General features: G+C 69.7%; 9 protein-coding genes and 1 pseudogene. 5 read left to right on the top strand and 5 right to left on the bottom strand.

Annotation, left to right across the window (positions count from 1 at the left end):
* Window positions 1-70 precede the first annotated feature (70 nt).
* Window positions 71-3,061, bottom strand: a complete 2,991-nt coding sequence (locus CRP49_RS44275; RefSeq protein ID WP_143670111.1) for a hypothetical protein — start codon at window positions 3,059-3,061, stop codon at window positions 71-73.
* Between the two features lie 208 nt (window positions 3,062-3,269).
* Here CRP49_RS44275 and CRP49_RS44280 point away from each other — a divergent pair, with 208 nt between their 5' ends.
* The gene (locus CRP49_RS44280) at window positions 3,270-5,069 is read left to right on the top strand and encodes an RNA polymerase sigma factor RpoD/SigA (protein WP_097258974.1); all 1,800 of its coding nucleotides are present in this window, start codon (window positions 3,270-3,272) and stop codon (window positions 5,067-5,069) included.
* 21 nt (window positions 5,070-5,090) lie between these two features.
* Here the strand turns inward: CRP49_RS44280 and CRP49_RS44285 are convergent, their stop codons facing one another.
* Window positions 5,091-7,253: a UvrD-helicase domain-containing protein gene (locus CRP49_RS44285; RefSeq protein ID WP_097258975.1), complete on the bottom strand. Its 2,163-nt coding sequence runs from the start codon at window positions 7,251-7,253 to the stop codon at window positions 5,091-5,093.
* Between the two features lie 127 nt (window positions 7,254-7,380).
* On the opposite strand from CRP49_RS44285, the gene CRP49_RS44290 reads away from it, so the two are divergent.
* A complete protein-coding gene (locus tag CRP49_RS44290) occupies window positions 7,381-8,067 on the top strand; it encodes a hypothetical protein (RefSeq protein ID WP_097258976.1) in 687 nt (228 codons plus the stop codon).
* A gap of 67 nt (window positions 8,068-8,134) precedes the next feature.
* Window positions 8,135-10,762 (top strand): DUF262 domain-containing protein, encoded by a 2,628-nt coding sequence (locus CRP49_RS44295; protein ID WP_097258977.1) that lies wholly within the window; start codon window positions 8,135-8,137, stop codon window positions 10,760-10,762.
* Between the two features lie 273 nt (window positions 10,763-11,035).
* Here CRP49_RS44295 and CRP49_RS44305 read toward each other — a convergent pair whose 3' ends face one another.
* The 3 genes from CRP49_RS44305 to CRP49_RS44315 form a co-directional block, all read right to left on the bottom strand.
* Window positions 11,036-11,584, bottom strand: a complete 549-nt coding sequence (locus CRP49_RS44305; RefSeq protein WP_097258978.1) for a hypothetical protein — start codon at window positions 11,582-11,584, stop codon at window positions 11,036-11,038.
* Entirely contained in the window at window positions 11,581-12,651 is a 1,071-nt protein-coding gene (locus CRP49_RS44310) for a ParA family protein (RefSeq protein WP_218893028.1), read from the bottom strand. The genes CRP49_RS44305 and CRP49_RS44310 overlap by 4 nt, the downstream gene beginning before the upstream one ends.
* Before the next feature lie 102 nt (window positions 12,652-12,753).
* A complete protein-coding gene (locus CRP49_RS44315) occupies window positions 12,754-13,245 on the bottom strand; it encodes an ATP-binding protein (protein WP_097258980.1) in 492 nt (163 codons plus the stop codon).
* Window positions 13,246-13,408: 163 nt separating this feature from the next.
* Here CRP49_RS44315 and CRP49_RS44320 point away from each other — a divergent pair.
* Together CRP49_RS44320 and CRP49_RS44325 are read left to right on the top strand one after the other, a co-directional pair.
* Window positions 13,409-14,285, top strand: a pseudogene (locus CRP49_RS44320) (Scr1 family TA system antitoxin-like transcriptional regulator).
* Entirely contained in the window at window positions 14,282-14,485 is a 204-nt protein-coding gene (locus CRP49_RS44325) for a DUF397 domain-containing protein (RefSeq protein ID WP_097258981.1), read from the top strand. Before CRP49_RS44320 ends, CRP49_RS44325 begins: the two are co-directional and overlap by 4 nt.
* Window positions 14,486-14,493 lie beyond the last annotated feature (8 nt).

Genomic DNA, 14,493 nt, shown 5'->3' on the forward strand with positions numbered 1-14,493 from the left:
ATGTGACGGTTGGCTTCGGACGAGCGGTGGGGCGGTACCGCTGCGGTACGGGCTGGACGGGAACCGGTGGTCAGCCGGTGCTGTGCACGGCCTCCGCGGTGACCAGGCATTCCGCGAGGGCGATGTCGACGGCGGTGAGATCCGGTGCGTGGGAGGCGACGGGCGTCCACAGGTGGCGAAGCCCCCGTTCCAGGCCGGCGGCACGGGCGTCGCCGGCAGCGGCGAGCCTCGCGATCAGCGCGCATCCCAGAGACAGTTGAGGGATCCGCATCCAGGCTTCGCCCGGCCCGTGCAACTGGCCGGGGTCCCGTCCGCGGAAGGCCTGGGCCAGGTCGGGGTGTCCGTCGTCCAGGAAGATCGCTACGGCGTCCAGGCCGTCGCGGAACTCCTCACGTGTGGCGTGGTACTGGAGGTCCTTGCGGGCACGGAACGCCTGCCAGGCCGCGTCGGCACGGGTGTCGGGGTCCAGGAGGCCTCGCGGGACGACACGGGCGCTGCGCCACACGGCCTGCTGTTGGGGTTCGGGGAGCTGGCCGAGGGCTCGGGTCGGGGCGGCGAACCGGCCGACCGCGGCGCTCGGATCCGCCTGCCCGGCCAGCAACGCGATGGCGGCGTCGCCCAGGAACTGGCCCACCTCGCCGAGGAGTTCCGCTTCCTCCGGGTACAACTCCCCCACGTCGTAGGCGAGGTCACCGGAGAGGTACGGCAGCAACGGGGCCGTGAGCAGCAGCGCACACAGGGGCGCCTGCCGCCAGACGTGACGTACGGCGGCAGGGTTCGCCACCTCTCGTATCCGCAGGGCGGCGAGACCGCTGCCGGCGAGCACGGAGGCGAGTTCGCCGGAGCGCAGTGCGCTGTCGGCCGCTCCCGTGAGGGCGGTGGGCCCGGCGTCCACGAGGGCGCTGCGGCATTCCGCCGGTGCCGTCTCTCTGGCTCCGCACGCCTGCAGGTCGCGTCCGCGGGCGGCCACGATCCACTGGTAGGGGATCGCGTCGGTGTCGCGCGGCAGCGCGCCGTGCCCAGCCAGGTACTCCGAGACCCTGGAGCCGGATCCGTGGCCAGCGGCGTAGGTCCAGGGGGAGCGGCGCAGCACGAGGGTGTCGGGATCGCGCAGGCGGGGCCATCCGGGAGCTGTGGGTGTGGGGGCGCCCGCGTTTAGGTGCACGATCAGGGGGCCGAGCGACCGCCAGGCCGCGGGCAGCGGGATACGGCCGCTCTGGTCGACGTTGGCCGTCAACGGCTGTTCCCACGGTGCGAAGACGGCGTACAGGCGGGCGGTCAGTTCGCCCGGGTGGCGCAGCCCCCGCAGCAGCAGTCCGCCGCCGTCGGGTACGACGTTTTCCGCGATGGGCTGGGTGCGCACGGTCGCGACATGGACGCTCTCCCCCGCGACCAGCAGCCGTATCTCGGCTTTCGCACAGTCGCGCACGGTGTCCGCCAGGGCCGCCAGTGAGTACCGGAGGTCTCCTCTGCGCGTGCGAGTGCGGCGTTCTGGACGCAGCGTGAGCAAGGTCGTCCCCTCGACGACCAGTGCCAGCAAGGGTGTCACCGCCACCGCCTGTTCCGGCAGGCGGACGGTCAGGGCGCTCTCGCCGGCCAGGTCCGCCGCGTCGATGTCGAGCGGCCGGATGGACCAGGTCAGGGGCTGGCCGCCGAGTTCGAGGCGGACCTCGGAGTGCGGGATGCACGCCTCGACGGCGAACCGACGGACCCCGTCGCCCAGGACCAGCCTCTTGGTGATCTCGTGCGGAGAGAACGCGACGGCGTGCGCGGAGGCGGTGACCGATCCGCCGGCGCCGAGCGTCAGCCGAGCGGGGGCCAGGCCTCCGTGCGGGGCGAGCAGACGCCACTCGGCGGTGGGTTCGGCCGTGATGCCCTCGGCGAGGAAGGCCGCCCGTCGCCGCCTGCGCCGGGAGCCGACGCGGTGGACCAGGATCTCGTACGGTCCCAGAAGCGGGCGGGTTACGTCCTTCCACGGGTCGAGGAGCGCCCCGGGGGCGCCGGTGTGACGGGCGAGAGGTTCCACGTGGCCGGGGCGGCGCACCTCGGCCTGCCAGAGTCGCGCGTCCGGTTCGCCCGGCCGCCGCGGGAGCCGGAGAGCGGGCGGACGGTGCCACACGGGTGCCCCGTCGTCACCCGTGATCCAGGGCAACGTCGCACCGCCCTCCCAGCCGAGCGGCCGTCCGGCGGCGACGTCCAGCCAGCTTCCCGGGACCGCGGCCAAGGCCCGCACCCGCGTCACCCCGGTCAGCGACACCCTGCTCAGGGTCCAGCCGCTCCAGCCGTACGGGGTGGGCAGTTCCACGACGCCGGGGTCGGCGCCCTCGGTCTGCAGGGTGCCCGCGTGCAAGAGGCAGATCTCGGCGGCGGGCAGGGGCTCGTCCGGGGGGATGCGGTGGCCGTCGGCATCGAAGGCCAGCAGGGCGGTGTCCGGGTCCACGACGGCCGAGACATGGGTGGCCCCCGTCGCATCCGTCGCCTCTACGCGGCGCACGGGGCCGGGCAGCACCCAGTAAGGCGGCCGGACCGTGAACGCCTCACCGTCGGCGGACAGTTGCCAGCCCCCCGCGTCCGGATCGCCGGGCAGGGTTAGCAGCACGGTGCCCGCGCCGGGGCCGAGACGGAGCTCGGGAGGGGCGACGCTGCCGGACGGGGCGACCGGATCGTCCGCCGCGGTCGGCGCGCGCCATGTCCAGCCCAGCGAGCGGGCGGCCTCGTGCGCGGCGCGACTCCATTCGCCGGCGCTCTCCGGGGCGGCTCCGTGTGACCCCAGGTCGGGACGCGCCGCGAGCACGCGCGCGCGGGCTTCGCCCACCAGACGCGCGAGTTCCGGACCGTCGGCCTGTGCCACGGTGTGGACCGCGCAGGCGGGCCAGCGTACGAAGACCGAGTCGCGCGAGAAGCCGGAGTGGTCGGCGAGCATCCGGTACGCCACCAGCGCCTCCAGGACGAGCGCGGTCCGTACGGCGGCGGCCGGCTCCGCTGAGCCGAAGCCCGGTTCCCCCGCCTCGCGCCAGGCCCGCTCGCAGTCGTCCAGCAGCTGCGTGGGATCAACCAGCATGTCCCGCCCCCCTCCCCCGCCCCGGACGTACGCGATCTCGCCCGGACCGACCATCGTTGTACGTTCTACCATTCCTTCACATAAGGAGCAGGGGGAATCCGCAGGTGAACGGTGCGCCCTCCAGCGGGGGTGTGGCTGATTGTCAGTGGCGGGTGATGCAATGCGAGAAGGCTCGTCGCACCGCTGCAGGACACATGGGGGCACGCTGATGACGACGGACATCGAGGCCGGGGCACAGGCCGTACTGCATGAGGCCCTGGTGGCTGCCGCGGGATCACAGCGAGCCCTGACTCCGGTGGCCTTGCGGGGGCTGCTGGTCGGAGTGGATTCCGCGGTGGTGGCCGAGGTGCTGAGCCAGGTGATGGCGGAAGGGATTGCATTGCCTCCGGCCGCGGTGGCCGCGTTCGCTCTGCACGGCGGCCCAGCAGTTGCGTCCCGTCCGTCCTCCCTGACGCCCATGGGCACGGCGGCCAAAGTCCCTGCTCAGCCGCGGGTCCTGACCGGACCGGTAGCAGGAACACCGACGCCCCGATTCACCATCGAGGTGGGCCCGGACAGCAGGCTGGACCTCGCCGCGCTGACCATACGAGCGCTGCGCCCTGACCCCGATCCGGTGCCTCCGGCGCAAGTGGAGGACCCCGAGGAGACGTCCGCCGAGCAGGCGGCTACTCCCGTCCCTAGCGTGCAGCCGATTCCTATGCGCATGCACCCAGTTGAGCCGGAAGACCCTGAAGGGGCTCCGTGGCAAGCGGAGTTCAATGCGTACTGGTATTACCGTGACCAGATCGCGACGTTCCCGCTGTTGTCCCGGCAGCGCGAAGCCGAATTGGCAAGAGCCATCGAGGCGGGAGTCCTGGCGCGGGAGAAACTGGCCCAGGACCACGTACGGCTGGCTCCGAAACTGCGCCGAGAGCTGAAGCTGATCCAAGCCCTCGGGGAACAAGCGTTCCACGAATTCACAGAGGCGAACCTGCGCCTCGTGGTGAGCGTAGCCCTCAAGCACACGTGGTGTGGCTTCGAGCTGCTGGATCTGATCCAGGAGGGAAACCTGGGCCTGCTCCATGCCGTCGAGATGTTCGACTACCAGAAGGGCAACAAGTTCTCGACCTACGCTGTGCATTGGATCCGTCAGGCCATCACACGCGCCATAGCCGACCAGAGCCGCACTATCCGGGTACCGGTGCACGCTCACGAGACCTTGAACACGCTGCACCGCGCCGCTCGCGAGCTGGGGCACGACTCACCGGCCGACGCCCTTGCCGAGGTGGCTGCCCGTGCCGGGACATCCGCCGAGGAAGCAGGGAAACTGTTGTCGCGGGTGCGCTGCACAGTCCCGCTGGAGGCACTGGCCGAGGCGATCGGTGACGACGCGCTGCATGAGGAGTTCGACCGTACGACGCGGGAGCCGCAGAGTTTGGAAGACGAACCCGACTACATGAACTTGACACCGGACGAAGTGCATCGCCTGCTCGGCCGACTGTCCCCGCGTGAGGCACAGGTACTCGCTCTACGCCATGGTCTGCAAAAGGGTGGCTCCGGCCTGACCCTCGACGCCATCGGCTGGCAGCTCGGGGTCACCCGAGAGCGGGTGCGCCAGATCGAGAAGGTGGCCACCGAGGTACTGCGCGACCTGGTCGTCGCCTACAAGTTGTCCGGTTCCGTTCTCCCGGCTCGTGCGGTGGCACCGAGCCGCGTCCGTCCTCTCCCCACCAGGAAGGCGGCCGTACCTACGGTAGCGAAGTCCTCTGTCCTTCCCGCGACCGCCGCCTCTTTCTCCGATTCCACCGTCCCACTGACTTTCACCAGCGAGCGACACCGTGTGGACTCCTCCGGGCACATCACGGTCGAGGGCCGGAAGATCAGCATTGGCGCCGGTCTGAGAGGGGGGACGGTCGTGGTGCTGGTGGAGGAGGGACTGTTCCGGGTCATCCACGACGGCCGCCAGCTCACCACCGCACCCCGACGGCGGCAGGTCCCCAGGGGCGGGAACTCCGTGGCGACCGGTTGAGATGCAGCGCTGCTCAGGGCGTCAGCTCGCCCCGTCGAGGAACTCACTGGCCCGCCCGCTGTACGACACATACAGCGCCTCCCGCGCCCGGGTGCAGGCGACGAACAGCAGGCATCGCTCGGCGGCCAGGTCGGTGGTGTGCTGGATGCGGTCCACCTCGGCCGGGGTGACGGCCGGCGCGAACGGGAAGGCGGAGCGGGTGACCCCGGCGACGGCGACGCACCGGTATTCCAGCCCCTTCATGCTGTGCAGCGTCGACACCCGTACCCCGACCGCGCTCTCCGGTTCCCCGTCCCGCACCCGCACCACGGGGATGCCGGCCGCGGCGAGGCGGTCGCCGAGCTTGCCCGCCAGGGTGTTGAAGCGGACGCAGACGGCGATGTCCGAGGGCGCGACCCCGGCGTCCATCCAGTCGCGCACTCGGCGCACGACGGCGTCGGCCTCCTCGTTCTCACTCCCGTGCCCCTCACACACGGGCTGTGCGCCGTGCAGCAGCGAGCGGTATCCGGTGAGGGTGTCGTGGGCGTCGCCGGTCAGGTCGGCGACGGGCTCGCTGTCGAGCAGGCCGCGGGCCCAGCGCAGGATCTCCTCGGTGGAGCGGTAGTTGACGCGCAGTCGTCCGCTGCGTCCCGCGACGGAGATACCGAGGGAGCGCAGCGAGACCCGGGCGTCGTAGATCCGCTGATGCGGGTCGCCGGTGACGAACAGGTCGTCAGGTCCGTCGGGGGCCAGGACCCGCAGCAGGCGCCACTGCGCCGGGTGCAGGTCCTGCGCCTCGTCCACGACGACATGGTCGTACGACGGTCCCGCACCCGGCTTGTCGCGCAGCAGCCGGGTGGCCTCGGCGCAGACCTGGAGCCAGGTATGCGCCCGGTCACGGGCCAGGCCGTCCTCGAACAGGGTCACGGCCTCCCACACGCGCCGCCGCTGGGCCTGCCCGAGCGCGCTGCCGCGTCCACGCCGTTCGCAGGCCAGGTACTGCTCCTCGCTCCGCAGGTCCTGGGCGAGGACCACATGCCGGTACTCCTGGGACAGGAACGCCTCGTTCCAGGGCAGTTCGAGGCGGCGGGCCACGCGCTGCCAGCGGGTGCGCTCGTCCCGGTCGCCGAGCGTGGTCCCCGGGTTGCCGCGCAGTTGCCGTACGGCGCGGTGGGCGACGGCGTCGACGGTGGTGACGTCGACACGGGCGAGCAGCGCCGGGTCGTGGTCGAGCAGCAGGGCGAGGCTGCTCTGGAGGGAGCGAGCCAGGGCTCCGGTGTAGGTGGTGAGGAGGACGCGTGTGTCGGGTGCCCGGTCCAGGAGGTGCTTGACCCGGTGCAGGGCGACGACCGTCTTTCCGGTGCCGGGGCCTCCGGTGATCTGGGCGGGACCGGCATAGGCGGGCCGGTAAGCGATGCGCCGCTGGGTGGGGTGGAGGAAGATCCGCCACGCGGCGAAGGGCTTGGTCAGGATGTCGGCGAGTTCGTCGGGGCCGGTGACGAGCGCGATGCGGCTGCGGGTGCGGGTGACGGCGGCGGCCAGGTCGTCCCCGGCGGTGTCCTCCCCCGCCGCGCTCTCGGCGACGGTCGTCTTCTGGCGTACGGCCACGAGGTCCCGGTAGATGTCGTCGGGGTCGAGGCCCTCGGCGAGCAGCCACAGCGCCTCGTACTGGTCCTCCGGCATCAGCGACCCGAACGCCTCCAGCTGCGCCTTGCCGGTGACGGTGCGTGCGGCGCGCAGGGTGACGTCGTCGACGCCGAGGTGCCGCAGGACGGTGTCCGACCAGGGGGCGAACAGGAGTTGGGGGGCCGCGGCGGCCTCCTGAGCGAAGAGCGGGGTGATCTGCTCCATGGCGGTCAGGTCGCGTACTTCGAGGCAGCGGGTCACGGAGTTGACCGTGTAGAGCCGTCGGCGGGCCCAGGAGTAGGCCTTGTCGTGGGGGACGACGTGGACGAAGACGAAGAGGTCGCTGCCGTCGTCTGGCGCGAGCAGCACTATCCGCAGGCCGTCGTCGACGCGGATGGTCCGCATCCGCGGGTCGCGCGAGCTCACCACCGATTCCAGGTGCAGCCCCTTGTCCGCGTGGAGTTGTGGGACCGTCAGCTGCTGGAACTTGGCCATCGCCTTGTGGACGCGGGCGCGGGCCGGCTTGTCCAGCCGGTCGACGCCCTCCCAGAACGTGTTGGTGATCGCGATCTGCGGCATGTTCCCCACCCTTCGACAACACCGACCGACAGAGTATCTGTTGACTCAGTTTACGAAAACCTCCATGATTCGTCACAGGAGTGCCGCACGACACAGGGGCATCGCGAGCGCGGGGGTTGTTGGGGAGATGACACTGCTGGAACCGGATACGGACGGCCAACTCGCCCTGGAAGACGACTGCGTGGACCTGGACGCGGCTGTGACCCGGCTGAAGGCGGGCGTGAAGCCGACCGCCGAGGACATCACCCTGCTCACCGAGGCGGCCCGCACCGCGCAGCGCGCCTTCGAGGAGGTCGGCGCGGCGAACGACGTACTTGACGACGCCTCGGACCTGGGCGAGGACCTGACGACCGCACTCGCGGAGACCCTGCGGCGCCGGGCCCGGGCCGAGGTCCCGGCACTGCTCGGCGCCCTGCGGGCCCAGGCGGCGCGCGTCGAACGCTCCGAGGCCGTCCGTACGATCGCCAACCGCATCCTCGGCAACGATGGACCGGACGAGCCGGCCACCCTGGACTCCGTCCCCGCTCTCACCGCCGACCTGCTGCCCCGCGTGCCGTCCGTGTACGACGACGAGGAAGAGCTGGGCGCGAGCCTCGCCGACCTGTGGGAACGTCAGGAACGCCTGGAACGGGTTCAGGACCGGGTGCGCGGGGAGCGGGTGGAACAGGTCGCGGCGCACCTGGTCTCACTCACGGCACGGATCGTCGACCGAGCCTTCATGGAAGCCCGGTTCACCCGGGCGGCACTGGACGAGATGGACCGGGCCCACGCGCTGTGGTGCGCATGCCTGGACGAGGGCTTGAAACGCCCCTGACTGTCAGCGGGAAGCCCTAAGGTCCTTCCCACGCGCTACGACCGAACCGATCACCGAGGGGGACGCCGTGCAGGCGAAGGAGACGCTGTTCGCCGATCTCGTCCAGGGCAGGGCACAGCAGTTCCAGGTGCCGCTCTATCAGCGGACTTACTCCTGGACGGAGAAGCAGCTCAGACAGTTGTGGACCGACATCCTGGAGCAGGCCGAGCTGCTGGAGTCCGGGGAGAAGGCGAGCACACACTTCCTGGGGTCCGTGGTGCTCGCGCCGTCGCCGCAGAACGAAGCGACGTTCCCCCGCTGGCTCGTCGTCGACGGTCAGCAGCGGCTGACCACGCTGTCGCTCGCCCTGGCCGCGATCCGCGACCACATAGCGGACGGCGAGCCCGATGAGGCCGAGCGCATCGACGAGGAATACCTCATCAACAAGCGCAAGAACGGCAGCGATCGCCTCCGGCTACTGCCGACCCAGGCTGACCGGGCGCAGTTCGCGGCATACGTTCGCGGGCCGCTCTCGGAGCAGGCCGCCGGCGGAGCCGTCGCCGCCGCCTACGGCTTCTTCCGCCGCAAGCTCGTCGAGGCCGCCGATCCGGCCGCCCCGCAGGACGTGCTCCGCATCGAGGAGGCCATCACCTCCCGGCTCACCTTGGTGGCGGTGACAGCCGAACGCGCGGACAACGTGCACCGCATCTTCGAGTCCCTCAACAACACCGGCCTCAAGCTGAGCCAGGCCGACCTGCTGCGCAACTACCTGTTCATGCGGCTGCCCACCCGCGGTGAGCACATCTACGAGACCTACTGGCTTCCGCTGCAGGACAGTCTGAGCAACGACGAGCTGGAACAGCTCATGTGGCTTCAGTTGGTGCTCGACGGGGACGACCGGGTTCGCCGCCAGGACCTGTACGCGGCTCAGCAGCAGCGCTTCGAGCGGGGTGAGGTCAGCGAGGCGGAGATCGAGGCGTACATCAAGGAGTTGTACCGGCGCGGCGCCCTCTTCCGTCGGCTTCTCCACCCCGAGGAGGAGGCGAACGAAGCGGTCCGCGCCCATTTGCACCGGCTGGACACCTGGCAGGCCCAGGTCACCTATCCCGCGCTGATGCTGCTGCTCGACCGGCGTCAGCGCGGGGAGCTGAACTCTGCGGACACGGCCCGCGCGATGTCGTACATCGAGAGCTTCCTGGTGCGCCGGATGATGTGCCGGGTGCCGACGAACAACCTCAACAGGATTTTCCAGGCAGTGCCTGGGCAGCTCCCGCTGGACGTGGCTGTCGCCGACGGGCTGCACCAGCTCCTCTCCGCAGAGAACCGCTTCTGGCCCGATGACGACGAGCTGCGCGAGAAGGTCCGGACGGCGCCCTTCTACAAGTTCGGCCGCGGGCACCAGCGCAAGATGGTGCTCCAGCGGCTGGAGGAAAGCTACGAGCATCCCGAACCGGTCGACTTCGCCACCGCGCAGCTCACCATCGAGCATGTCATGCCGCAGTCGCCGGGCGACGAGTGGCTCCGGATGCTGAGCGAGGACGTGGTCGACGGCGAGAGCGCGGAGGACCTGCACTCCCGGCTTCAGCACACGCTTGGGAACCTGACGCTCACCGCGGTCAACTCGGAGCTGTCCAATCACCCCTTCGAGCGCAAGCAGGGCCTGCTCCAGGGCAGCCATCTGGAGATGAACCGCCGCATCGCCACCACAGAGCGGTGGGGCGCGGACGAGATCCGCGCCCGTGCCGACGAACTCGCCGACCGCGCGATCGCGCTGTGGCCGGCCCCGCTGCGCGGAGTCGGCCGAGCGGAGCGGAGCCGGGACTGGAACCTGGCCCACCAGGTGCTCGCCGCGCTCCCCCACGGCACCTGGACGTCGTACGGCGATCTCGCGGCCTTCATCGGCTCCGGCGCCCAGGCCGTGGGCAATCATCTGGCTAATACGCCAGGGGTGGCCAACGCGTACCGGGTGCTCACCTCCGAGGGCAAGGTCTCCGACGGCTTCCGCTGGGCGCCTCAGGACGCGGGAGGAGACGTCCGCGCCCGGCTGAGCGACGACGGCGTGCGCTTCACGGCCGGCGGGGCAGCCGATCCGGCGCAGCGCCTCTCCGCCGACGAGCTTGCGTCGCTGGTCAGCGAAGCCGACGACCCGGCCGACAGCGAGGAGGACACAGCGCAGAGCGCCCCGGAGAGCCAGGGTGAGGAGACGGACGCCGACTCGTTCTACCTGCAGCTCGTGGCGGAGAACTCCCCCGAGAGGCGGTTCTTCCGTGAGCTCGCGGAGGACAATTCGCCGGGGACGGTGGAGGCGGTGCGCGGCCTCCTCGCACGCTGGGAAGAAATCGGCGGCACCGTGTACCACCCCGGCGGCACGAAGGCCAGCGGCAGCGGTGCGATACTCACCCTGGAGGAGGCGGGCGCCCCAGACAGTGTGATCTCACCGATGGGCTTCACCCCTGGCTGCGGACTGGGCGGCACGGCCTATCTCAACTTCCAGTGGCTGGCGGTAACGGAGCCGTCCGCCCACCCCGCCCTGCGTGCCGAATTCCTCAGGCTTCTCAACGAACTTGAAGGTATCGACCTTCAGGAGAGAGAGCCGGGCCGGGGACCGGACCCCAGCTTCCCTCTGTCCGTTCTGGAGAAGGATCGCAACCGAGAGCTGCTCGTCGAGGCTCTGATGTGGGTCCGGGACCGCTGGGAGAGCCGGGACACGGTCTGAGTCGGGGACCCAGGGGGCACCAGTCGACCGTCACGAGTCGAAGAGCGCCCCCTGGCGGTCCGCCCCTCGCCAAGGGGCGCGAGCGAGGACCAAGCCCCTCACCTCGGTCGCGCCCGCCTCCCGCAACAGGCAGGCAACGGCCTGCATCTGCCGATCGGTGGTGAACAGATCGTCGAACAGCAGGACGGTGCGGTCCTGTACGCGCCGCTCGATGCGGATGGCCTTGGCCTGGGTGGCGGACGCGAGGCGTTTGCCGCGTCGCGCCCGGTTGCCTCAGGGCGACGAGTCCTCGGCCGCCGGGCCGACGGCCTCGTCGTGTCGCAGCGCGGGCTGCTCCGGCCGTCCCCGGAAGGCGGCTCCCTTGGCTGTCCGCGATTCGACGCGTTCCACGATGCGGTCGATGACCCGTTGAGGGTCCTTCCACTTCAGCGCCAGCCGGTCGTGGTCCATCCCATGTTCGGAGACGATGTCCCGCAATTGTTCGAGGCCGAGCTCACTCAGGCTCGAACGGAGTCCCGTCTCGCCGGTTTCGGCGAACACCGCGAACGGGTCGATCACTCCCGGAGCTCGTCGGCTACGCCTCGGGCGTTCTGCCGGCCGAGGTGCGGTCTGCGAATCGGGAGGTGTCAGCGCCTTGGCCAGTGCTCGGGCGAAGCGTGTCGTGCGTGCGGCTTCGGACGCCACCACGCCGAGGACACGTGCGAGCGTCGCCGCGAGCTCCGGGTCGGAGGCGCCGAGCTTGGTCAGGGCTTCTTCGGCCTCCCGCACCTGGGCGTTCAGGAGACCGTTGCCGTCAGGCCGACTGTCGCTCTGCTCGGTCACGCCTTCTCCTCGACCAGTTCGATGAACTCCTGCGTCATGCCGCGGAAAGCGTCGAACCCGCCCTGGTAGCCGTACTTCTGCCGCAGGGTACCGCGACCGACGAACTCCGCCGAACCGGCGATGTCGTTCTTCTCGGGGATGAAGGTCGGCAGCACGGCGGGGAGCTTCTTGTCGCCCTGAAGTCGCCTGACGGTGTTCCAGTGGACCGTCGAATTGGCCTTGTATTTCGTGATGACGATGCCGATCTCTTTGATGGTCTCCCCCAGGTCGTCCGCGAAGGCCCGCACTCGCCGCTGGATCTGAGGAATGCCGTAGGTGGACAGGACATCAGGGATGGTCGGGATGATGTATCCCTCGGAGATGCGCAGACCGTTCAGAGTGACGATGCCGAGGTTGGGAGGGCAGTCGACGAGCACGTAGTCATAGTCATCAATGATCTTCCGGATCGCCTTGCGCAGGAGATCGGTGGGGTTGTTGGCGTGGAAACGCCCCCTGGGCATGGACGCCAGGCGATCCTGGACGTCGATGAGGTCCAGCGAAGAAGGCAGGAGGTCCACCTTCGTCACCGCATCCACCGAAGAGACATTGCGCTGGAGTGTCTTCTCCAGGTCGAACTCGAGAGGCTCGTCCTCGGGCCGGAGGGCGTCCTTGAATAGGGTCGCCAGGGTGTATCCCTCGTCGTTGAGCTCCTCCCACTTCTCCTCCCCGATCAGGACCGTGGTCAGATTGGTCTGCGGGTCGAGATCGACCACCAGGACCCGCTTGCGGAACTCCGCAGAGAGGAACTCCGCGAGTCCGGCCGTGGTGGTGGTCTTCCCGACGCCGCCCTTGAGATTGATGGTCGAGATGACATGAGCTTTGGCGGCCATGTGCTTATTCCTCCGTTTGAGGTAGCGCTGAATCTGACTCGCCCGGAAAACCGGCCCGCTTCGCAGGTCCGCGACGGGAGCGGGAAAGTGTTTGTCACGGGCGCGCCAATTCGCTACGACCGTCCGACCGACCCCCGCCATCTCCGCCACTTCGAACAGTCCGACGAGTTGGTCATTCGCCTCGGGCATGCCTTCCATGACATCTCCCCGTGAACGGCCTTCACGATTACCTGTTAAGCGTGAAGGCCGTTCACGATCACCGTCAATACCCAACTTCTGCGAGCAGATGCATAGTTGAGGTCACGCGCCCCCCTTGAGCGCGGGTTCACGCCGGCCGCACTCCGCCCAGACTGTCTTGCCGCCGGGATGGTGGGGCTCGCATCCCCAGGCATCGGCAAGCGAGGCGACGAGGAGCAGGCCGCGCCCCGACTCACCGTCCCCATCTCCGTCGCCGTCTCTGCCTGGTGCCGGTTCGGGCAGGCGGTCACCCCGGGCGTCCGTGACCTCGATGCGCAGGGTGGCGGGCGTGAGGGTCAGGGCGAGGCGGGCGTGGCGGCCCCGTTCGCGGCCGTGCAGGGCGGCGTTCGCGGCGAGTTCCGCGATGAGGAGGGAGGCCGTGGCCGCGCCCTCGTCGCCGGCCGCGACCTTCGGGCAGTCCCGCTGGTCGGCGAGCCAGCGCTCGGCTGCGTGGCGAGCGGTGTGGGCGCCATGTCTGCTGGTGGGGAACGTGAGGCGGAAGTGGTGGGTGGTGGCGGTCGGTTCACCGGTGACGGTGACGGTTTGCTGGATCACCTCACCGAGAGTGACGGAGTGCTTCTACTGTGTGGAGGGTGCGGGGCGGTACGGAGGGTGACTGTCCCGGGGCGGAGGGCGGGATGTACGGGCGTACGGCCGTGACCTGGCCGGACATTCGGCGGTTCGCCCCTGGTACGACGGAAGTGGGCGGTGGTACGGGATGGCGGCACAGGCGGGCGGTTCGGGGGTTCCCACCGGCGGTGAGGCGGACGGCACGGACGAGGTGGCCGACCTGTTCCAGGCGCTCGGGCGACAGATCAAGGTCGCGCGGGTGCGGGCCGGGATGAGCCAAAAGGAGCTGGGCGACCGGCTCGGGTACGGGAAGGAGACCATCTCGTCCGTGGAGCGGGGGCGGCGGACACCTCAGCCTGAACTGCTGGTCGCGGTGGATGAGTTGCTGGAGTGCGGGGGGGCTGCTGGCGTCTGCGGCGGAGGATGTGGAGCGGGCGCGGGCTAGGAGGAGGGTGCGGCATCCGGAGTGGTTCAGGGATTATGCGCGTTTGGAGGCGGAGGCGGTTGAGCTCCACGACTACAGCGCGCTCGCCGTTCCCGGGCTCTTGCAGACCAAGGCGCACGCTCAGGTGGTGTTCCGGACGCGGCAACCCCTGTTGGACGAGGAGACCGTCGAACAGCGCGTGGCCGCACGGTTGGACCGCCAGGAGATCTTCAAGCGTTGGCCACCGCCGTTCACGACGTTCACCATCGAGGAATCAGTCTTGCGCCGCCCGCTCGGTGGGTGGGACGTTCATTACGAGCAACTTGAAGCACTGCTGAGGTTCGGCAGACTGCGCAGCGTCGAACTCCAGGTGCTGCCGATGGACCGCAAGGAACACCCCAGCCTGGGCGGGCCGTTCATCATGCTCACGCCGAAGGGCAAGCCACAGGTGGCCTATCTGGAGGTGCAGCACATCAGCCGTCTGATCACCGACCCGGACGAGGTCCGTATCCTTGCCACACGCTACGGCAGCATCAGGGCGCAGGCGCTCACGCCAGAAGAGTCACTGACCCTGATCGAGAAGATGCTGGGAGACCGATGAACGCCGAACAGCCCGCACGGCTGGACTGGTTCAAGAGCAGCTACAGCAGCGGCGAAGGAGGTGCGTGCGTCGAGGTCGCCGCCAACGGGACCGCCGTCCGCGTACGGGACTCCAAGGAACGGAGCGACGGTCCGCAACTCGCGTTCACCCACGATGCGTGGGCCGGGTTCGTCGCGGACCTCGGGCGGGACGGGTTCTGACCCACCCG

Origin of the sequence: Streptomyces sp. Ag109_G2-15 (assembly GCF_900215565.1) — a bacterium.
Lineage (GTDB): Bacteria > Actinomycetota > Actinomycetes > Streptomycetales > Streptomycetaceae > Streptomyces > Streptomyces diastatochromogenes.